We start from the raw sequence: 20509 nt of genomic DNA on the forward strand, positions 1-20509 counted from the left end.
CCGGTCGGGGCGCTGGAGGGCCGGGCGGCCGACTCAGCTCTGGTTGTAGAACCCGGTGTCGTCGAGCGGGCGGTCGATCACCATGACCTCGACGTCGGCCGGGGTGAGCAGGAAGACCCGGCGGGCGATCCGCTCGATGCCGCCCCGGGTGCCGAAGATCAGACCGGAGGCGAAGTCGACCATGCGCTTGGCCTCCGCCTCCTCCATCTCGGTGAGGTCCATGACCACCGGGATGCTCGCCCGGATGTGCTCGCCGACCGTGCGCGCCGCCTCGAAGCCCGTCGGCCGCAGGGAGACGATCTTCGTGGGCGCGGGGGCCGCGGGCACCGTCTCCTGATCGACCCACTCGTCGTCGTACACGGCGGCCGGGTAGTTCCCCGAGGGCATCAGCCACCCGTTGTGGTGCTCGTCGCGAAGTGCTCCCATGCCGCGCCTCCCTGCCTCGTCCCGTCCTGGTCCCCCGGGGGCGCGTGTCCGTTTTTGACACGTCATCCACTCGTCGGAACTGTCCGAGTATCGCACTGTTCACCGGTCCCGCGCCCGCTCGCGACCCCCGTACGAGTCGTGCCGCGCCGGAAGCCCGGGCGGACCCGGGCAAAGGAAGCGACGCCGCTGCGTGCCGTACGGTTGCGCGCGTAGACGATATCGGTACCGGTCACCGCGCAATTGACCTTCTGTCAACGATGCGGAAACGATTTCACTCGCCGGTTGATCCGTCGACGAGTTCGCGCAGGAGATCGGCGTGGCCGTTGTGCCGCGCGTACTCCTCGATCATGTGGACGAGGATCCAGCGGAGCGTCACCTCCTGGCCGCGGCGCAGCCGCTTGCCGACGGTGTCCAGCGGCAGACCGGCCGCGGCCTCCCGGGCGGCCTGGATCTCGGCGCGCCAGGTGGCGAAGTCGGCGGCGACGTCGGCGGTGTCGACGTGGTCGAAGTCGCCGTCCTCGTCCTCCTCCGTCCAGTAGTGGCCGACGGTGATCTCCTCGCCGCGCAGGATGCCCTGGAACCAGTGGCGTTCGACCTCGGCCATGTGCCGGACCAGGCCGAGCAGCGAGAGCGTGGACGGCGGGACGGAACGCAGCCGGAGCTGGTCGTCGGAGAGGCCCTCGCACTTCAGGGCGAGGGTGCTGCGGTGGTAGTCGAGCCAGGCGGTGAGCATGGCCGCCTCGTCGGCGGCCATCGGCGGGTCCACCCGCGGATGGAGTTCGGTCATGGCCTCCATCGTCGTGCCGACGGCTCGGCGGCGCGAGCGATCCGTCAGCCGGCCCGCCCCCGGCGGCGGGCGGCTGCCGCGCGCCACAGGCCGACCAGGCTGCCCAGCACCAGCAGGGCGATCACCCCGGCCGAGACCAGGAAGGCGGCCGAGCCGGGCCGGTCCGCACTGGCGGCCGCGGTGACGTACACGGCGGTGGTCGGCACCACGCCGATCCCGGTGGCGAGGAGGAAGGGGGGGAAGCGGACCCCGGAGAAGGCGGCGCCGTAGTTGCCGGCCTGGAAGGGCAGTCCGGGCAGCAGCCGCAGCACCAGGACGCTGCGGAACCCCTGCTCGGTGAAGCGCTGGTCGAGGGCGCCGAGCACCCTGCCGCGCAGGTAGGGCTTCAGGGCCTCCCGGCCGAGGCCGCGGCCGAGGGCGAAGGCCATGGCCGCGCCGAGCGTGGTGCCGAGCACGGCCAGCAGTACGCCCTGCTGGATGCCCAGCAGCAGCCCGGCGACGGCGTTGAGCGCGGGGCGCGGGACGAAGGCGAGGGTGCCGACCGCGTAGACGACGGTGAACAGCGGCGCGAACCAGTAGCCGGGCATCCGGTCCGCGAGGCCGCCGGAGAGCAGGTCCGTCGGGCTCCACAGCAGCAGGGACCCGGCGCACGCCCCGAGCAGCAGCACCAGCAGGCCGAACCGCCACCAGGGCGAGCGGGCCGGCCGTGCGGCGGCGCCCGCGACGGCGGTCCTGCCGGCGGTCTCGGTGACGGTCTTCGCGGAGCACTCGGCGGCGCTCGGCGCCGGGGCGGTCGTCAGGGCTTCGGGCACCGCCCGAGCGTAGCCGGTGCCCGAGCGGCGCCGACGCGCCGGTCCGCAGGCGGCGGGGGCGGTCCGACCCGCCACGTGCGGACCAGTTCGGCTGCCGTGGCCCGGACCCGCAGGGCGGGTTCGAGGACGCGAGCCGCGCCGGGTGTGCAGGTGCCGCCCTCGCGCCGGTCGCAGGCCGGCGCGTGGAACGCGGCGGTCCTGACCCGAGTGTCGGGATCGTCGGCCTTGGTCGTGAGTCGGTTCATCGAGTCGGCGTCCACCAGGTCGTCGAGCAACCGGCAGCAGCCCCCCGGACGGCCGCGTCCCGGTGGGACGGGCCGGCGCGGACGTCGGTGTGGGGCGTCACCGGCGGCCGGGCCAGGGATCACCCTCCGGGCCGCCCGGCGCCGCACGCTGCGTCGGCGGACCCCCCGCCGTCGGGCGGGGGCCGGTCGCGCCGACCGCCGGGTGCTGAGCGCGCCCGGCCGTCGGCGTCGGTCGTACGGCGCCCCCGGCCCGGGGCGGCCCGTCACCGGGCGGGGAGGTTCTGACCCGGGGTGCTCTCCGGCGCGGCCGCGCTCACCCCCGCGGCGGGGAAGTCCGGCTCGGCGCGGCGCAGTGCCCCGGCGCTCAGCAGGAGGGCGAAGGCGAGCAGGGTGACCAGGCCGAAGGAGACGGTCAGCGAGGTGGCCTGGGCGAGGGCGCCGATCACGGCCGGTGCGACCAGGCCGGAGGTGTAGGTGACGGTGGCGACGCCCGCGATGGCCTGGCTGGGGTTGTTGCCGATCCGCCCGGCCGCCGCGAAGGCGAGCGGGACGATCACCGCGATGCCGACGCCGATCAGCGCGAAGCCCGGGATGGCCAGCGCCGGGTGGTCGGCCGCCACCACCAGCACCCCGCCGACGGTTGCGACCGCTCCGCCCAGCCGGGTGGTGCGGACGGCTCCCAGGCGGCGGATCACCGCGTCGCCGGCGAGCCGGCTGACCGCCATGGTCAGCGCGAAGGCGGTGTAGGAGGCGGCGGCGACGGTGGCCGAGGAGCCGGTGACGTCGCGCAGGTAGACGCCGCTCCAGTCCATCGAGGCGCCCTCGCCGAACACCGCGCAGAAGCCGACCAGCCCGATCACCAGCGAGCTGCGCGGCGGCAGGGCGAAGTGCGGCGGCGCCTCCGCCGCCTCCGGTGCGCGCAGCTCGGGCAGGACCCGGCAGACCGGTTGGGCCAGCGCGAGCAGGACCAGCGCGGTGACGGCCAGCTGGAGCCGGGCGTCGAGGTCGAGGTGGGCGGCCAGGATGCCGAAGCCGGAGGCCACCAGGCCGCCCGCGCTCCACATCCCGTGCAGCCCGGACATGATCGAGCGGCCGAGCCGCTGCTCGATCTCCACCCCCTGGGCGTTCATCGCGACGTCCGCCATGCCCGCCGTGGCGCCGTACAGGAGCAGCAGTGCGCACAGCACCGGCAGGGACGGGGCGAGGGCGGGGAGTGCGAGGGCCAGGCACCACAGCGAGACCAGCCCGCGCACCGCGGCCCGGCCGCCGTGGCGGTGGACGAAGCGCCCGGCCAGCGGCATCGCGAGGGAGGAGCCGATGGCGGGCATGACCAGGGCCAGGCCGAGCTGCCCGGGGGAGAGGTCCAGGCGGTCCTGGATCCACGGGATGCGGGTGACGAAGGTGCCGCTGACGGCGCCGTGCACGCCGAAGACCAGCGCGATGCTCGTCCTGGCCCGGCGCGGGGCGGCGAGTGGTTCGAGGGTGGTCACGGTCATTCGGCATTCCCCTCCCGGTCGCGCGCGTGGGGCGCGACGGTGCCCTGTGGGTGGTCTACGGGCCGCCCGGGCGCTCCGCACGCTGGGTGCGGCCGTCCGGTCGACGGGTCGATAAACTATCAGGAAGGGACCCTGATAGAAACACTCTGGAAGGATGAGCGGCCATGACCACCGCGCGTACGGCCACGCCGAGCACCGCCCGGGCGATCAACGACCGGCTGGCGCTCAACCTGCTGCTCGAACAGGGCCCCCTGACCGCGACCGAGCTCCGCGACCTCACCGGCCTGTCCCGGCCGACCGTCGCCGACCTGCTCGACCGCCTCCAGCGCACCGGCCTGGTCGCCGTCGTCGGCGAACGCGGCGAGCAGCGGCGCGGCCCCAACGCCAGGGTCTACGCGCTGGTCGCCTCCCGGGCCCACATCGCCGCCTTCGACGTCCGCTCCGGCGGCGTCACCCTGGTCGTCGCCGACCTCGCCGGGCGCACCCTCGCCACCGCCGAGGTCCCCGTCGAGGGCGGCGGCGCACCCGACACCGCCGAAGCCGTCGTCGCCACCCTGCGGGAGACCGCCCGCGGCGTCGGCGTCACGCGGCTGCACACCGTCGCGGTCGGCGCCCCCGGCCTGGTCGACCCGGCCACCGGACGCCTGCGCAGCACCGGCAAGCTGCCCCGCTGGCACGCGGAGCTCCTCGCCGCCCTGCGGGACCTGCCCGACACCGAGGTGATCCTGGAGAACGAGGTCAACCTGGCCGGACGGGCCGAGTACCGGGTCGGCGCCGCCCGCGACCGCGACACCTTCGTCCTGATGTGGCTCGGCCACAGCGTCGGCGCCGCCGTCATCCTGGACGGACGGCTGCGCCGCGGCTTCTCCGGCGGCACCGGCGAGATCTGCTTCCTGCCCGTCCCCGGCACCGTCGGCCTGCCCAGCGCCGACAGCAGCGAGGGCGGCTTCCACAGCCTGGTCGGCAGCGCGGCGATCTGCGCCCTCGCCCGGACGCACGGGCTGCCCGCCGACGCGGCCGGGGACGCCGCCGCGGCGGAGGCCGTGGTGCGCGCCGCTCCGGCCGCCGGGGCGCGGGGAGAGGCGTTCCTGGACGAACTGGCCGAGCGGATCGCGCTCGGCGCGGCCGCGGTCTGCGTGGTGCTCGATCCCGGCTGTGTGGTGCTCGGCGGTGAGATCGGCCGGGCCGGTGGCGCCGGCCTCGCCGGGCGGGTCGAGCGGCGCCTCGCCGACCTCTCCCCGCTGCACACCGAGGTGCGGGCCGGCGCGGCGGGCGGCGGCGCGGTGCTCGCCGGAGCCGTCCTGACCGCGGGCGACGCCGTGCGGCGGGACCTGTTCGGCGAACCGTAGGGGCGTTTCCGATCGCCGCCCCCGGTACGGCAGGATGGCGGCGGGGCGCGCGACCCCGCATCCGCGCGCGCGTTCCGCGCACCCCTTGCACCCCTTCGCATTCCGAACCGTCGTCAGGAGTCGCACATGGGCCAGTCCGGGTCACCGGTCAACCCGTACCGCATCGGCGAGGCGGCGGCGCTGCTCGGCGTCAGCGCGGACACCATGCGGCGCTGGGTGGACGCGGGGAAGGTCGCCGCGGTGCGGGACGAGCACGGGCACCGGATCATCGCCGGCGCCGAGCTGGCGGCCTTCGCCCGCGAGCTGGCCCGGCCGGAGGTCGCCGAGGCCGAGGGGCGGCCGTCCTCGGCCCGCAACCGGTTCCCCGGGATCGTCACCGACGTGGTGCTCGGTGACGTGGCCGCCCAGGTGGAGGTGCAGGCCGGGCCGTTCCGGGTGGTGTCCCTGATCAGCCGCGAGTCGGCGGAGGAGCTGAACCTGGTCCCCGGCGCTCCGGCCACTGCGGTCATCAAGTCGACCAATGTGATGATCGAACGGCGCTAGCCTCTCCTGGTCCGACCCCTGCCTGTCCGACCCTCCGCCCGCCCGCCCAGCCGCTGCCCGCCGGCCCGCTGCCCGCCCAGCCGCTCTCCGCCGCCCGAGAACCCCGCCACCGACCGCCCCGGCCTCCTGGACTGATGCGATGAGCCCCGCCCGTACCCCCGCCGCCCCGGTGCCCGCCCCGCACGCCGCCGCGCACGCCGCGTCCGCCGCCGAGCCCGCCGGCCGCCGCCCGGTGCTCGCCGTCGCCCACCGCGGCGACCCGTACCGGTACCGCGAGAACACCATCCCCTCGATCGAGTCCGCGCTCGCCGCCGGGGCCGACGCCGTCGAGGTGGACGTCCAGCTCAGCCGCGACCAGGTGCCCGTGCTGCTGCACGACCGCACCCTGGATCGGCTCTGGGGCGACCGGCGCTCCGTCGACCGGCTCACCGTCGAGCAGTTGGACGGGCTCCGCCAGGGCGAGGTGGCGATCCCCACCCTCGCCGAGGCGATCAAGAGCATCGCCGCCGCGAACGGCCCCCGGCTGCTGATCGACCTGGACGACCCCGGCCCGGCCGCCGCCACCTGGTCGGTCGTCACCGGCCTCGGCGCGGAGGGCCTGGTCGCCTTCTGCGGCCACGTCACCGCCATGCTCGCCGTACGCGAACTCTCCCCGGGCGCCTCGATCGCGCTCACCTGGAAGCAACCCCGGCTGCCCTCGCCCGCGCTGCTCGCCGACCTGCGCCCGGCCTTCCTCAACCCGCCGTTCGGGCTCGTCACCCCCGACTTCGTGGGCGCCGCGGCGGACGCCGGGCTCGCCGTCTCCACGTGGACGGCCGACCTGCGGCGCACCATGCGCCGACTGCGCGACACCGGGGTCGACTCCATCACCACCAACCGGGTCTCCCTGCTGCGCACGGTGCTGGACGGCCGCCGGTGACGGTCCTCGGCACCCGGGCGCTCGGCCGGGCCCTGCTCGCCCGGCAGCACCTGCTCGCCCGCACCGCCGCGGAGCCCCTGGAGGTCATCCACCACCTCGGCGGGCTCCAGGCCCAGGCCGTGCCGCAGCCGCCCTACCTCGGGCTGCTCTCCCGGTTGGACGGCTTCTCGGCGGCGGACCTGAGCGCCCTGATCGAGCAGCGGGCGGTGGTCCGGATCGCCCTCCAGCGCGGCACCATCCACCTGGTCACCGCCGAGGACTGCCGCACCCTGCGGCCGCTGCTCCAGCCCGTCCTGGACCAGGGGCTGCGCACCACCTTCGGCAAACGGCTGGCCGGGCTGGACCTCGACGCGCTGGCCGCCGAGGCCAGGGGCCTGGTCGAGGCACGGCCGCGCACCTTCCAGCAGCTGGGCGCGCTGCTGGCCGAGAGCCGCCCGGACCGCGACCCGGCCGCGCTGGCCCAGGCGGCGCGGTGCCTGCTGCCGCTGGTCCAGGTGCCGCCGCGCGGCCTGTGGGGGCGCAGCGGACCGGCCGCCCACACCACCGCCGAGGCCTGGCTCGGCCGCCCGATGGACCCGGCGCCCTCGCCGGACGACCTGGTGCTGCGCTACCTGGCGGCCTTCGGCCCGGCCGGTGCCGCGGACCTGAGGAAGTGGAGCGGCCTGGCCGGCCTCGCCCCGGCGCTGCGGCGGCTCGCGCCCGGCCTGCTGACCTTCCGGGACGAGCAGGGCCGGCTGCTGTACGACCTGCCGGACGCGCCCCGGCCGGACCCGGACGCGCCGGCCCCGGTGCGGCTCGTCGCGCCCTTCGACAACCTGCTGCTCTCGCACGCCGACCGCAGCCGGGTGCTGCCGGAGGAGTACCGGGGGCGGGTGATGAGCCAGAACGGCCTCGTGCTCGGCACCCTGCTGGTGGACGGAACGGTCGCGGGGACCTGGCGGCTGACGGGGGAGCGGGAGGTCGTGCTGCGGCCCTTCGTACGGCTGGCGCGGGCCGACCGGGAGGCGGCCGAGGCGGAGGCGCGGCGGGTGCTGGCCTTCGCGGCGGAGAGCGGGACGGCGAACGGCGCCGCGGTCGGGGCCGCAGAGGGCGGGGACGCGGTGGTGCGGTTCGAGGCGGTGGAGTAGCCGCTCCGCACGACGGGCGGTTCGTCACGTTCTCTGCTGAGATGGGTCGGTTCGGACTCGACGACGACCCCCGGCGGAGGTGGCAGTGTCCGCGGAGCGCCCGTCCGGTGCGCAACCCGACCACCGTCGGCCGTACCTGATGCTGCCAACGGCGGTGCGGCGGGCGGCGGCCTGGTCGGCGGCGGTGATCCTGCTGATCACGGTCGGCTCGCTCGCGGTGTTCGCGCTGGTCGAGCTGCGCGCCGCGACCGTGCCGCTGATCCTGGCGCTGCTCGGGACCTCGCTGCTCCACCCGGTGGTGCCCTGGCTGGTCCGACGGGGTGTCAGTCGCGGCCTGGCGGCCGGACTGACCTGCGTGGTGCTGGTCGTGGCGGTGGCCGGGGTGATCGTGCTGCTGGTCAACTCCCTGGTGCACAGCGCCCCGCAGATCGCCGTCGCGCTTCCGGCGGCGGGCCGGCGGTTGGCCGACTGGCTGGGGCCGTTCGGGGAGAAGGTCCAGCACGCGCTGGGCAACGCCAAGGGCGAGACGAATGCGCTGGTCTCCACGCTCACCGGCAGCGTGCTCTCCGGCCTGGGCCTGCTCACCCAGCTGATCACCGGCGGGGTGCTGGCGCTGGCCCTGGTCTTCTTCTTCCTCCGCGACGGCCACCGCACCGGCGACGTCATCCGCTCCCACCTGCCCGGGCGCGGCGCCGAGACGGTGGTCGCCTGCGCCGAGCGCGCCTTCGAGGCGATGGCCGGCTTCATGCGCGGCACCACCCTGATCGCCCTGATCGACGCCGGCGCCATCACCGTCGGCCTGGCCGCCCTTGGCGTGCCCGGCGCCCCGGGGCTGGGCGCGCTGGTCTTCCTGGGGGCCTACATCCCGTTCGTCGGGGCCTTCCTGTCCGGCACGGTGGCCGTCCTGGTCGCCCTCGCCGACGGCGGCCTCGGCACGGCGCTGTGGGCGCTCGGCGTGGTGCTGGCGGTCCAGCTGATCGAGGGCAACGTCCTGCAGCCGGTCATCCAGAGCCGCACGGTCGAGCTGCACCCCGCGACGATCATGGTCGCCGTGGTGGCCGGGTCCGGCATCGCGGGCATCATCGGCGCCCTGCTCGCCGTGCCGGTCTGCGCGGCGGGCATGGGCGTCGTCTCGGTCCTGCGGGGCCTGGCGCAGCCCGATGAGGCGGGCGGGTCGGCGGACCGGGGCGGTGCCCACGGGGTTGCCGGCCGGTCCGGAACCTGGCAGGATCACTAACGCGACAGAGGTCGCAATAGTGCTCAGGGGGTGAGGATGGAACTGTTCGACGTGGCGGAGCCCGGAGCCGGGCCGTACGGAGTGGCCGTGGGGCCCGACGGCGGCGTGTGGTTCACGCTGGTGCACGCCGGGGAGATCGGGCGGCTGTCCGGGGACGGAGAGGTCCGGCGGTTCGGGCTCGGAGCGCCGGGATGCGGGCCGTCGGTGCTGACCGTGGGGCCGGACGGGGCGCTGTGGTTCACCCGGATGCGGGACCACCGGATCGGGCGGATCACCGTGGACGGCGAGGTGGCCTCCTACGGGGTGGCGACCGAGGACGCCGGACCGTACGGGATCGCCGCCGGGCCCGACGGGGCGCTCTGGTTCACCGAGCTGAACGTCCACCGGATCGGGCGGATCACCGTGGACGGCGAGGTGACCGACTACCCGCTGCCGGTGGCCGGGGCGTTCCCGTCGCTGATCACCGCAGGGGCGGACGGCGCGCTGTGGTGCACGCTCAACCAGGCGAACGCCGTCGCCCGGGTGGGCGTCGACGGCGCGGTGACCGTCCACCGGCTGCCCACCGAGGGCACCGCGCCGGTCGGGATCACGGCCGGCGCGGACGGCGCGCTCTGGTACGTGGGCATCGGTGGCGGCCTGGTCGGTCGGATCACCGCGGACGGAGGGGTGACGGAGTACCCGCTGGCCGACCCCGCTTCCAAACCGCACGCGATCGCCGCCGACCGGGCCGGGCGGCTGTGGTTCACCGAATGGGGCGCGGGCCGGATCGGGGTGCTCACCCCGGACGGCCGGCTGGACGGGTACCCGATCCCGGGCCCGGGCGCCGAACCGCACGGCATCGCCGTCGGCCCGGACGGCGCGGTGTACGCCGCTCTCGAACGCGGCCAGATCGCCCGCCTGGCGGTCTGAGCACCGGGGCCGCCGCACGGGGAGCCGGGTCGGCCCGGCCGGGGGAACGGCCGCCGGACCCGGCCCGGGGCGGCGGCCCGGGCGGGGATGGCCGGCGGACCCGGACGGGACGTCCCGGTGCGGCCCGGCCGCGGATGGGGTCGTTCGGCCCTGGGCACCCTCCGGCGGGCGGGGGATGATGCCCTGGGCCCCGCCGGGAGCGGGCGGGGGTGACGAAGGTGGAGCCGAGTGATGGCGACCAAGGCGGCGGGTGCCGGGGACCCGGCACCGGTCCGGGTGTTCCTGCTGGACGACCACGAGGTGGTGCGCCGCGGGGTGCACGACCTGCTCGACGGCGAACCGGACCTGGAGGTGGTCGGCGAGGCGGCGACGGCCGAGCAGGCGCTGGTGCGGGTGCCGGCGCTGCGGCCTGACGTCGCCGTACTGGACGTCCGCCTGGGCGACGGGGACGGGGTGTCGGTCTGCCGCGAGCTGCGGTCGCGGATGCCCGGCCTGGCCTGTCTGATGCTGACCTCCTTCGACGACGAGGAGGCGCTGCTGGACGCCGTGATGGCGGGCGCCGCCGGGTACGTGCTGAAGCAGATCAGCGGCACCGACCTGGTCGCCGCCGTCCGCACCGTCGCCTCCGGCCGCTCGATGCTCGACCCCGGTGCGGCGACCCGGTTGCTCAACCGCCTGCGCAGCGACGCCGAAGCCGCTCCGGCGGTCACCACTGGGCCCGGGCTGACGGCGCGTGATGAGGACGTCCTCGCGCTGATCGGGGAGGGACTGACCAACCGCCAGATCGGTGCGCGGCTCTACCTCGCCGAGAAGACGGTGAAGAACCACGTCTCCCGGCTGCTCGCCAAGCTGGGCGTGGAGCGCAGGGTGCAGGCGGCACTGATCGCCACCGAACGGCGGCAGGCCCCCGCAGCCCCGCGGCCCCCGATGCGGTCCGCGCCGTCCGGCCGGTGACCGGAGGCGGCCCGTCCCCTACGCTGGCCCGGACACCGCCGACGGAGGGACCGCGCCGCCATGTTCGACCCCGTGATCGCCGCGCTGTACGAGCGCGACGAGACCAGCCGGACGCTGGGCATAGCCCTGGAGGAGGTGTCCACCGGGCGCGCGGTGATGCGGATGACGGTGTCCCCGACGATGGTCAACGGCCACGGCACGGCGCACGGCGGCTTCCTCTTCCTGCTGGCCGACGCCGCGTTCTCGTACGCCTGCAACAGCCACGGCCCGGTGACCGTCGCCCAGGCGGCGCAGGTGGCCTTCCTGGCGCCGGCGGCCGTCGGGGACGAGCTGGTCGCCGAGGCGGTGGAGCGGTCCCGGGCCGGGCGCAGCGGGATCTACGACGTGACGGTGCGCCGGACGGACGGCCGGGTGATCGCCGAGTTCCGCGGGCACAGCGTGGTCATCGGGGGCCGGCCGCAGGCCGGTTGAGCGGCCGGCCCCGCGGTCGGCTCATTCGCGCGGGCGCTCGTCCAGGACCTGCTGGAGCTTGCCGGTGCGCGGGTTGGTGACCAGCTCGGAGCGCGGCACCCACTCCACCGCGAGATCGTGGACGCTGCCGAGGGCGACCTCGGACGGGTAGAGCGGCAGGGCCGCGTACACCGCGTCGACGAGCCGGCCGGCGAGGTCGGCGGGCGGCCGCCGCTCGACGTAGCCGAGCCGCAGGATCAGGCCGTCCCGGCCGTCCCAGCGCCGCTGCACCAGCTGCATCCCGGCGATGTGCCGGTCCGGGTCGGCGGCGACCAGCACGGCCCGCACCTCCTCGGTGGGCAGGGCGACGGTGCCGACCCGCGCGCCCTCGGTGGAGCGGCCGAGCAGGCGGAAGCGGCGGCACTCGCCGTCCACCCACTCGGCGCGGTCGCCGGTCGGGTAGCGCAGGATCGGCATCAGGGTGCGGAACAGGTTGGTCACCACCACGCGGCCGGGCGTGCCGGGGGCGGTGACCGGCTCGCCGGTCGCCTCGTCGAGCAGCTCCACCACCGTGCGGTCGGCGAAGGCCTCGTGGATCCGGACGTCGCCACCGGGGACGGGCGCGCCCACCAGTCCGGCGTCGTTGGAGGCGTAGCCGACCGAGGCGACGGCGGCCTCCGGGAAGGCCCGGGAGAGCAGCGGGCGCAGGTCGGCGAAGAGCAGGTCGCCGCCGAACAGCAGCAGTTCCACCCCGTCGGCGCGCTCCCCGCGGGCGACCAGGCACTCGGCCACGGCGCTGAGCTTCATCGGCTCGCCGGCGAGGACGTGCACGCCGAACCCGGCGATCAGGTCGGCGATGTAGTCGTCCGGGGCGGCACCGCCGACACCGAGCCGGACGTTGTCCACCGGTGCGTGGTGCAGGGCGTTCTCGATGTAGAGGAAGCCGCCGTAGAGTTCGCCGGCCGTGAAGAGGTTGGCCACCCGGTGTCCTGGCCGCAGGCCGGCCCGGACGAGCCCGGCACCGAAGGCGGTGACCGAGTCGGCGTGCTCGGTGCGGGTCCACGGCGAGAACTTGGGGACGCCGGTGGTGCCGCCGGTCTTGTAGACGCCGGCGTCGGTGAGCGGGCCGGTCAGCACCCGGTTGCCGGGCCAGGTGTTGGCGGCCCAGAACGCGGTCTGGTCGACCACGGGGAGCGGCTCCAGCCGGTCGACGGTGGACGGCAGGTCGCGGTAGAGCTCGGCGTAGAACGGCGAGTTGGCGCGGGCGAACCGGATCAGCTCGGCCAGGGGCTTGGCGGGCATGGGGACTCCGTGATGGGTCAGGGGGTGGGTGGGGGCTGCCCGAGCCAGGTCCGGGCGAGGGTCTGGACGGTGGAACCGTCGGGGTCGGCGAGCTTGACGGCCAGGTAGTCGGCTGCCCACGCGCCGGCGGGCACCCGGAACGGCGGGCGCGGCTCGCGCAGGGTCCGGACCACGACCTCGGCGACCTCCCGGGCCGGCTGGCCGGCCGACTCCCAGCCCTGGCCGCCCACCCAGTCCAGGTAGCCGGCGAAGGTGGGCGCGTACGGGCCGGAGGCGGCCTCGATGGTGGTCCGGTCGATGTCCGGGAAGACGCCGAACGCGGTGTCGGGGACGAAGCCCGGCACCACCACCGAGACCCGGACGCCGTGCGCCGCCGCGACCGGGGCGAAGGCCTCCATGAACCCCTCGACGGCGAACTTCGCCGCGCAGTACGCCTCGTTGAACGGCTGGCCGATCACGCCGTGCACACTGCCGATGGTGACCAGCCGGCCGCCGGCGGCGCGCAGCAGCGGCATCGCGGCGCGGCTGACCGTGACGACGCCGAAGAAGTTGACGTCCAGGTTGGCGCGCAGCGCCGCGTCGGTCGACATCTCCAGCGTGGGGTCGGAGTTGGAGACGCCCGCGTTGTTGACGACGGCGTCGAGCCGCCCGTACGTCCGCCGCACGGCGTCCAGGCAGTCGGCGACCGAGCCGGGGTCGGTGACATCCAGTCGGCGGACGTCCAGGGCGACCCCGGCCGCCCCGGCGGCGCTGCGCAGCGCCCCGGCCCGGGCGGGGTCGCGCATCGTGGCGACGGTGGTGTACCCGGCCCGGGCCGCGGCGACGGCGGTGGCCAGGCCGATGCCGGAGGAGGTGCCGGTGATCAGCAGGACCCTTCCGGCGGGGTCGGCGGGCCGGTCCCGGCCGGGGCCGGTCACGCGGCGCCCTCCGGGAGCGCTCCGGGGGCGGTGCCGTCGGGCCCGGGGGCGGTGCCCCGGTGCCCGGCGTCGGCCTCGGCGCGGGCGGCGGCGTCCAGCAGCGGCTGGATGCCGAGCGCGGGGAGGAACGAGCAGGCGGCCAGCAGGGTGCCCCCGGCCATCACCGCCCGGGCCGCGTCCAGGACGCCGAGCGGCCCGGTGAGCAGCGAGACGGCCAGGCCGCCGACCAGCGCGGCCAGCGGGATCACCCCCCAGGTGACGGTGCGGAAGGCGGCGTGCATCACGCCCTGGTTGTGCGCGGACATCCGGGACTGCCGGGTGGGGGCGCTGCACACGTTGATGCAGGACATGAAGAAGCCGTAGCAGCCCATGGTCACGGCGATGACCGGCCCGGCGGGCAGCGCGGGCGCGGCGAGCACGCCGAGGCCGACCAGGCAGTGCAGCAGCAGCGACCAGGCCATCGTGCGGCCCGGGCCGAACCGCTCGGCGAGCCGGGGAGCGACCACGGCCCCGGCCAGCGCGCCGAGCGCCGCGACCGACATGGCCGCGCCGAAGACGCCGACCCGCACCCCCAGGCCGCGGTAGGCGAGGACGGGCAGGACGGTGACGAAGACCGGCCCGCCGCAGTTGAGGGTGACGGCCGCCAGCACCACCCGGCGCAGCACCGGGTCGGCCCAGTTGAGCCGGAATCCCCGGGTCAGCCGCTCCCGGATCGAGCCCTCCTCGGCCGTCCGCTCGCCCCAGGGCCGCATCGAGCGGAAGCAGACCGCCGAGACCAGGTAGCTGGCCGCGTCGACCAGCAGCGCGGCCACGCCGAGCGCGCTGTAGAGGGCGGCGGCGATGGAGGGCCCGGCCACCTCGGAGACCGAACCGCTGCCCTCCAGCCGGGAGTAGGCCCGGACCAGGCCGTCCTGCGGCACCACGGCGGGGACGGCGACCAGGTAGCCGACGTTGAAGAAGATCGTCGCCGCGCTGATCACGGCCACGCAGCCGAACAGCAGCGGGGTGGAGAGGGCGTCCAGCGCGTACGCAAGCGGGATCGCCGCGACCGCGACCAGCCGGACGAGGTCGCAGGCGAGCATCGTGCGGCGCTTGTCCCAGCGGTCGACCAGCACTCCGGCGATCGGCCCGAGCAGGGGGATGCCGAGGTACTGGGCCATCGCCACCACCCCGACCTGGAGGGCGGAGGCGTGCAGCACGAAGATCATCAGGGTCGGGACGACGAACACGGTGACCTTGTCGCCGACCAGGCTGACGGTCTGTCCGGTCCAGAAGAGCGAGAAGCTCCGGCCGAGCGGGGCGGGGCGCGCGGGCCCGAGGCTCCCGGCGTCGGCCTTCGCCGGGGCGGCCTTCGCCGGCTCGGTGTCGGTCGGCTCGGCGTCGGTCGGACCGGCCTGGGCGGAGTCCGCCGTCATGACTCCTCCCGGCGGACCAGGGCGGCGGTCTTGCCGGTGCGCCCGTTGCTGACCAGTTCGTCCACCGGGCGCACCCGGAAGGACGCCGGGTCGTGCTGGAAGGCGGTACTGAGCGTGAAGGTGGCCGTGAACAGCTCCTTGCGCAGCCGCTCGACGTCCGGCGCCGTGCCGGCGCCCGTGGACAGCACCAGCAGTTCCACGGTGGCGGCCCGGCCGCCCTGCTCGGTGAGCACCACCTGCGCCCGGGCCACGCCCGGCTCGCGTTCCGCCCGGGCGATCAGCTCGTCCACGTCCAGGCCGAGGCCGCGCACCTGGACGACGCTGTCGCGCCGGCCCAGGACATGCATCGCCGGCTCCGGCCGGCCGCACCGGCAGCGGGCCAACTCGCCGGCGTCACCCGTGCGGTAGCGCAGCACCGGGTTGAGCATGTCGGCGTTGAGGGTGGTGAAGTCCAACAGGCCGTCGGCGTCGGCGTGCACCAGCTGGTCGGGCAGCGGGTGGAAGACGTCCGCCGGGCAGTGCGGGGTGTTGGTGCCCACCACCCAGGTCTCGGTGCTGCCGAACATACCCCAGCGCCGTGCCTGCGGGGCCACCACGGCCAGGTCCTCCTCCAGCTGGGCCTGCCAGGCCTCGCCGAGCCACAACACCTTGCGCAGCGAGGGCAGTTCGATCCCGGCGGCGCGGGCGTGCGCGAACCAGAGCCGCAGCACGCTGGGGGTGCCGCCGATGGCCGTCACCCGGCGTGCGGCCAGGAAGCCCAGCCAGTCCCCGTACTCCTCCTTCGCGACCGAGCCGAGCGCGATGATCCGGCAGCCGGACAGGTCGGCGAGCGCCGCGGCGAGGAAGTGCGCGCCCCACATCCGGCCGGCGCCCCAGGCGTTGACGAAGAGGTCGGTGCGGTCGAGCGGCTGCCAGTGGGCGTGCACGCCCGCCATGTAGAAGCCGGTGGGGGCGTAGCCGACCTTCGGGGCGCCGGTGCTGCCGCCGCTCTGGAACAGCCAGGTGGCGGACCGCTCGGCGGCCGGTTCCAGGTGGGCGAGCGCGGTGTTGAGGTCGTCCTTGGCCAGCGGGGGCAGTTCGGCGAGGCGGTCGAGGGACTCGGCACCGAGGTGGTCCGGGTAGCGGGCGGCCAGGGCGGGGACGGTCCGCAGCCGTTCCAGGGTGCGCCGGGCCACGGACAGCCGGGGCGCGGCGGCCTCGGGGGAGAGCGAGAAGACGGTCATCGGGGGTCCGTCCGGTGGTCGGAGGTGGCGGCGGTGGGGGTGCGGTCGCCGAGGTCGAGGGTGGGCGGGCGGCCGCCGTCGGCCAGCCACTTGGCGTGGCCGTCCCGGTAGGCGGCGAAGCGGGCGCGGGTGACGTCCCGCTGGAGGGTGCGGTCCGGGTCGGCGAGGTCCGGGGCGATCACGCCGTCCGGTTCCAGTTCGGAGAACCAGTACCGCTCGCCGTCGTACAGGAAGTCCACGCAGAAGAACGGGATCGGCAGCCGCTCGGCGAACCACGCGGTGGCGGCGGCGAGTTCGGGCGGCACCGGGGGGAACTCCATGGCGCCGCCGCGGCTGGCGTTGGCGACCGGGGAGCCGGGCTCGGGGGTGCGCTTCATCACCGCGTACGGCCGGCCGTCGACCACGTACACCCGGTAGTCGATGGTGCCGTCCCCCAGGTACGGCTGGATCACCAGGGTGGTGTCGCCGCCCTGGGCGAGGCTGGCCAGGCCCCGGACGTCCTCGGGGCCGCGGGCCAGGTTGATCCCGCCGCCGCCGCACCAGCCGGCCGGTTTGACGATGGCCGGGTAGGTCATCGCCCCGAGTGCGACCTCGTAGAGGTGCTTGCTGACGTCCCGGCCGGTGCCGATCCGCACGGTCGGGATGGTGGGCACCGGGGAGCCGGCCAGGAACAGCAGGGTGGCCAGCTTGTCGTTGCCGATCAGCGAGACCTGCGGCGGGAACGGCAGGTAGAAGCCCGCCTGCTCGAGGACGGCGTAGAGCGCGTACTGGTTGAAGACGTCCATCGACTGGTACGGCAGCGAGTAGAGCGCCGTGATGAACAGGGTGTCCTCGGGGGTCACCGGCTCGTCGTCCACGTACACCCGGGGGCGGCCGGGAGCGGTGGCGTCCACGGTGACCGCGTCCGGGGCGTGCCGGCTCCAGCGCAGGCCGAGGTCGGCGGCGCTCTCGGCGTAGAGGTCCCAGAAGAAGCCGTGCCACATCTCGGCCATCCGGGAGGACTCCCGGTCGGGGAAGATCCAGCACAGCCGGCGCAGTCCGCCGGCCGGGTCGGGGGTGCTCATCGGACTCCTCGCGGTTCGGGTGCGGCGGACGCCCCGGCCCACCAGCGGCGGCCGGCCTCGGGCAGGGTGTCCACCGGGTCGTAGTAGGGGTGGCGCCGGGCGAGTGCGGACCGCGGGCCGCGGCCTTCCCCGGCGTCCGCGGCCTCGACGGCCTCGACGGCCTCGACGGCCTCGACGGCCTCGACGGCCTCGACGGCCTCGACGGCCTCGACGGCCTCGGCGGCCTCGGCGGCCTCGGCGGCCTCGACGGCCTCCAGGCTGGTGAGGTAGTTCTTGGTCCAGTACGAGATGCCGCGCTCGCGGTCGTACTCCACCGCCTGGTGCACCCAGCGCTTGCCGACGTGCGGGACGTCGCAGACCAGGCGGGGCGTGGCGTAGCCGGGCAGGTAGCCCATGATCGCCTCCTGGAGGTGCTGTGCCCGGTGCAGCGGGGTGCGCCAGTGCTCGGCGCCCGGGACGAGGTCGCAGAGGTAGAAGTAGTACGGCAGGACGTTCGCCTCGCCCTGCAGCGCGAAGCAGAGGTCCAGCAGGTCCGCCGGGGTGTCGTTGATGCCGCGCATCAGCACGCCCTGGTTGCGGACGTCGCGCACGCCCGCGTCCAGCAGCGCCCGCGCCGCCTCGGCCACCAGCGGGGTGACCGACCGGACGTGGTTGGCGTGGGTGTGCACCGCGAGGTTGACGGCGCGGCGGGCGGCGATGCCGGCGACCCTCGCCACGCCCTCCAGGACCGCGGGCTGCAGCCAGTGTTGCGGCAGGCCCACCACGGCCTTGCTGGCCAGGCGGATGTCGCGCACCGTGCCGAGGTCCAGCAGCCGCAGCAGGAAGGACTCCAGGCGCGGCCAGGGCACGTTGGCGAGGTCGCCGCCGGAGACCACCACGTCGCGCACCGAGGGGGTGCGCTTGAGGTAGTCGAGCATCTGCTCCTGCCGGGCGGCGGGCCGCAGCAGCAGCCGGGTCTTGGCCACCTGCGGGGTGGAGGTGCCGACCAGGTCCATCCGGGTGCACTGCCCGCAGTACTGCGGGCAGGTGGCGGTCAGCTCGGCGAGCACCTTGGTGGGGTAGCGGTGGGTCAGGCCCTCGACCGCCCACATGTCCGCCTCGTGCAGCGAGTCCCGCTCGGCCAGCGGGTGGCTGGGCCAGCGCGGGTGGCGGTCGCTGCGCACCGGCAGCATGTAGCGGCGCACCGGGTCGGCCAGGAAGGCCTCGGTGAAGCCCTTCGGGTCGGCCGGGGCGCCGGCTGCCATGGTGTTCAGCACCTGCGGGGGCAGCAGGACCGGCATGGTGGCGAACTGGGCCTGGTCGGCGGCGAGTTCGTCGTAGAAGCGGTCGGTGAGCAGGGGGCCGACGACCGCCCGCAGCTGGCGGGCGGTCTGGACGGAGTGGGCGCGCTGCCACTGGGCGTCGCGCCACTGCGCCTCGGTGACCTGCCGCCAGCCGGGCAGTCGGCGCCAGTCCGGTTCGACCAGCGCCGTCCGCACGTACTGGTACGGCTGGCGGGTCGCGGTGGGGGCCACGGCGTCCTACTGGCCGGTGAGGAGGCGGGCGTGGCGGGTGCGCAGCTCGCGTTTGAGTACCTTGCCGGTCGGTCCGAGGGGGAAGTCCTCCGGTGTCCGGGCGATCCGGACGGCGGCGAGGGCGGCCAGGCCGGCGGCGGCCAGTGCCTCGTTGGCCGCGGCCCGCACCCGCTCGGGCCCGTCCTCGCCCTCGGCCGCGCCGGGCTGCAACTGGACGACGGCGATCGCCAGTTGGCCGAGGCCCGGCCCTGCGGGAACGCCGACCACCGAGCAGTCCCGGACGAGGTCCGCGCAGTCGGCGAGCAGCACCTCCTCGATCGGCAGGCTGTAGACCGGGCCGTCGGCGGTGTCGATGACGTCGACCGTGCGGTCGAGGTGGTAGAAGCGGCCGTCGGCGTCGCGGCGGGCGACGTCTCCGGTGAGCCAGTAGCCGGCCAGCTCGAAGCTCGCCGTCAGCCGCTGGTCGTTCCAGTAGCCCGGGGTGAGGGACGGGGTGTCCACGGCGAGCAACCCGACGGTCCCGTCCGGGACTTCGGTGCCGTCGTGGTCCAGCACGGCGGCCCGGCGGACGACCTCCAGCGGCCGGCCGACGCAGCGGTCGTCGCGCCCGGTCTCCGGGGTGGTGACCTGCCCGAACAGTGCCATGCCCATCTCCGAGGAGCCCAGCCCGTCGATGAACTGCGAACCGGGCAGGGCGGGTTCCTCCGCCTTCTGCTGCGGCAGCAGCCAGGGCCGGATCAGCCCGGCGGGCCGCTCCCCGAGGGTGACCAGCCGGCGGATGTGCCCGTGGTGGGCGCTGTCACCGGTGTTGAACCAGGAGTGCACCCGGGCCGCGCCGCGCACCGGCAGCTCGCCGGTGGCCAGCTCGACGAAGGTCCGCGGGAAGGAGGCGACCATGGTCGGCTGGAAGGCCTCCATCACCGGTTCGACCACGGCGCGCCGCCAGTCGGACATCACCACCGTCGGCAGCCCGAGTAGCACGGCGGTGAGGAAGTAGCTGAGGCCGCCCGCGTGGGTGTGCGGCATCAGCGACATCAGCCGGTCGTACGGCTCGGCGGGGAAGCGCACCATCCGCGGCTGCTTGCCGTCCCAGAAGCCGCGGTGCGCCAGCATGGTGGACTTGGGGGTGCCGGTGGTGCCGGAGGAGTGGATCAGTGCCACCACGTCGTCGGGGGCGTGCCGGTACGGGTGCTCGGCGGGCAGTTCGACGGCGTCGGCGTCGAAGGCGCGGACCTCCGCGGCGAGGGCGAGGAAGCGCGGGCGCCGCTGCGGGTCCCGGCGGTAGGCGGCGGCCAGCCGGGTGGTGTCGTCGGCGACGACACCGACCACGCCGACGTGGTCCAGGTAGCGCACCATCACGTCGTGCCGCATCGCGTCGTTGACCAGCGCGGGGACGGCGCCGAGCGAGGTCAGCGCGAGGAAGTGCAGCAGCGGTTCCAGGCCCTCGCCGACCACGACGGCGACCGGCTCGCCGGGGCGGACCCCGTTGGCGTGGTACCAGGCGGCGTAGCGGTCGCGCAGGGCGACCAGGTCGAGCAGGCTGTGGCCGCGCAGCACGACCTCGCCGCGGTGGTCGGTGCCATGGGTGTGGACGAAGGGGACGGACCGGTGGGGGTTCGCCGCGACCGCGTGGTCGAGGAAGTTGCCCGCCCCGAGGCCGGGTTCGGTCATCAGCCGCTCTCTGGCGGCGAGGGGGGCGATGGGACTCTGGTCGCTCATGGCGGTCTCCATAAGGTGTTGGGTGGCCCGGGAGGGCCGGATGTGGCTAATGGGGTCTTGCCTTCAGTGGCTCCTCCGGAGTGGCCGTCCGGCTCTCCGGG

The 20509-nt window shown here is 75.4% G+C and carries 19 protein-coding genes; 8 read left to right on the top strand and 11 right to left on the bottom strand.

The genetic code is table 11. The features are described from left to right. Positions 1-33: 33 nt before the first annotated feature. The 4 genes from ACGF07_RS31670 to ACGF07_RS31685 all read right to left on the bottom strand — a co-directional run bounded on the left by ACGF07_RS31670 (position 34) and on the right by ACGF07_RS31685 (position 3766). Entirely contained in the window at positions 34-426 is a 393-nt protein-coding gene (locus ACGF07_RS31670; protein ID WP_350738429.1) for a cell division protein SepF, read from the bottom strand. A gap of 271 nt (positions 427-697) precedes the next feature. Beyond that, positions 698-1213, bottom strand: coding sequence for a DinB family protein (locus ACGF07_RS31675; RefSeq protein WP_392904367.1), 516 nt, complete (start codon positions 1211-1213; stop codon positions 698-700). Between the two features lie 44 nt (positions 1214-1257). After that, positions 1258-2025: a TVP38/TMEM64 family protein gene (locus ACGF07_RS31680; RefSeq protein WP_392904370.1), complete on the bottom strand. Its 768-nt coding sequence runs from the start codon at positions 2023-2025 to the stop codon at positions 1258-1260. Positions 2026-2533: 508 nt separating this feature from the next. Then, complete coding sequence (locus tag ACGF07_RS31685; RefSeq protein WP_392904372.1) at positions 2534-3766, bottom strand: MFS transporter; 1233 nt, start codon at positions 3764-3766, stop codon at positions 2534-2536. 164 nt (positions 3767-3930) lie between these two features. Between ACGF07_RS31685 and ACGF07_RS31690 the strand changes: the two genes are divergently transcribed. From ACGF07_RS31690 to paaI, 8 genes are all read left to right on the top strand, one after another. After that, entirely contained in the window at positions 3931-5115 is a 1185-nt protein-coding gene (locus tag ACGF07_RS31690) for an ROK family transcriptional regulator (RefSeq protein ID WP_392904374.1), read from the top strand. A 126-nt stretch (positions 5116-5241) separates the two neighbouring features. Beyond that, positions 5242-5658 (top strand): molybdopterin-binding protein, encoded by a 417-nt coding sequence (locus ACGF07_RS31695; RefSeq protein ID WP_392904376.1) that lies wholly within the window; start codon positions 5242-5244, stop codon positions 5656-5658. A 139-nt stretch (positions 5659-5797) separates the two neighbouring features. Beyond that, on the top strand, positions 5798-6577 hold the full coding sequence (locus ACGF07_RS31700; protein ID WP_392904378.1) for a glycerophosphodiester phosphodiesterase: 780 nt from the start codon (positions 5798-5800) through the stop codon (positions 6575-6577). After that, positions 6574-7704, top strand: a complete 1131-nt coding sequence (locus ACGF07_RS31705; protein WP_392904380.1) for a winged helix DNA-binding domain-containing protein — start codon at positions 6574-6576, stop codon at positions 7702-7704. Before ACGF07_RS31700 ends, ACGF07_RS31705 begins: the two co-directional genes overlap by 4 nt. Before the next feature lie 139 nt (positions 7705-7843). Beyond that, the gene (locus tag ACGF07_RS31710) at positions 7844-8941 is read left to right on the top strand and encodes an AI-2E family transporter (protein WP_392904403.1); all 1098 of its coding nucleotides are present in this window, start codon (positions 7844-7846) and stop codon (positions 8939-8941) included. 36 nt (positions 8942-8977) lie between these two features. Continuing rightward, positions 8978-9850 (top strand): virginiamycin B lyase, encoded by an 873-nt coding sequence (locus tag ACGF07_RS31715; protein ID WP_392904383.1) that lies wholly within the window; start codon positions 8978-8980, stop codon positions 9848-9850. 231 nt (positions 9851-10081) lie between these two features. Beyond that, positions 10082-10804 carry a response regulator gene (locus tag ACGF07_RS31720; protein WP_392904384.1) on the top strand — a complete coding sequence of 241 codons (723 nt, stop codon included), beginning with the start codon at positions 10082-10084 and terminating at the stop codon, positions 10802-10804. A gap of 60 nt (positions 10805-10864) precedes the next feature. Next, the gene (gene paaI / locus ACGF07_RS31725; protein WP_350738399.1) at positions 10865-11275 is read left to right on the top strand and encodes a hydroxyphenylacetyl-CoA thioesterase PaaI; all 411 of its coding nucleotides are present in this window, start codon (positions 10865-10867) and stop codon (positions 11273-11275) included. 21 nt (positions 11276-11296) lie between these two features. Here paaI and ACGF07_RS31730 read toward each other — a convergent pair whose 3' ends face one another. From ACGF07_RS31730 to ACGF07_RS31760, 7 genes are read right to left on the bottom strand one after another with little or no spacing between them, the layout of a single operon-like run. Then, complete coding sequence (locus tag ACGF07_RS31730; RefSeq protein ID WP_350738397.1) at positions 11297-12556, bottom strand: phenylacetate--CoA ligase family protein; 1260 nt, start codon at positions 12554-12556, stop codon at positions 11297-11299. A 17-nt stretch (positions 12557-12573) separates the two neighbouring features. Then, positions 12574-13473, bottom strand: coding sequence for an SDR family NAD(P)-dependent oxidoreductase (locus ACGF07_RS31735; protein ID WP_392904387.1), 900 nt, complete (start codon positions 13471-13473; stop codon positions 12574-12576). Continuing rightward, positions 13470-14888 (bottom strand): MFS transporter, encoded by a 1419-nt coding sequence (locus ACGF07_RS31740; protein ID WP_392904389.1) that lies wholly within the window; start codon positions 14886-14888, stop codon positions 13470-13472. Before ACGF07_RS31740 ends, ACGF07_RS31735 begins: the two co-directional genes overlap by 4 nt. After that, the gene (locus ACGF07_RS31745) at positions 14885-16111 is read right to left on the bottom strand and encodes an AMP-binding protein (RefSeq protein ID WP_392904391.1); all 1227 of its coding nucleotides are present in this window, start codon (positions 16109-16111) and stop codon (positions 14885-14887) included. The genes ACGF07_RS31740 and ACGF07_RS31745 overlap by 4 nt, the downstream gene beginning before the upstream one ends. Beyond that, entirely contained in the window at positions 16108-17175 is a 1068-nt protein-coding gene (locus ACGF07_RS31750; RefSeq protein WP_392904393.1) for a RimK family alpha-L-glutamate ligase, read from the bottom strand. The genes ACGF07_RS31745 and ACGF07_RS31750 overlap by 4 nt, the downstream gene beginning before the upstream one ends. Further along, positions 17172-18689 carry a KamA family radical SAM protein gene (locus tag ACGF07_RS31755; RefSeq protein ID WP_392904395.1) on the bottom strand — a complete coding sequence of 506 codons (1518 nt, stop codon included), beginning with the start codon at positions 18687-18689 and terminating at the stop codon, positions 17172-17174. Before ACGF07_RS31755 ends, ACGF07_RS31750 begins: the two co-directional genes overlap by 4 nt. Before the next feature lie 6 nt (positions 18690-18695). Further along, positions 18696-20408, bottom strand: a complete 1713-nt coding sequence (locus tag ACGF07_RS31760; RefSeq protein ID WP_392904397.1) for a class I adenylate-forming enzyme family protein — start codon at positions 20406-20408, stop codon at positions 18696-18698. Positions 20409-20509 lie beyond the last annotated feature (101 nt).

The organism is Kitasatospora sp. NPDC048194 (assembly GCF_043202455.1).
Classification (GTDB): domain Bacteria; phylum Actinomycetota; class Actinomycetes; order Streptomycetales; family Streptomycetaceae; genus Kitasatospora.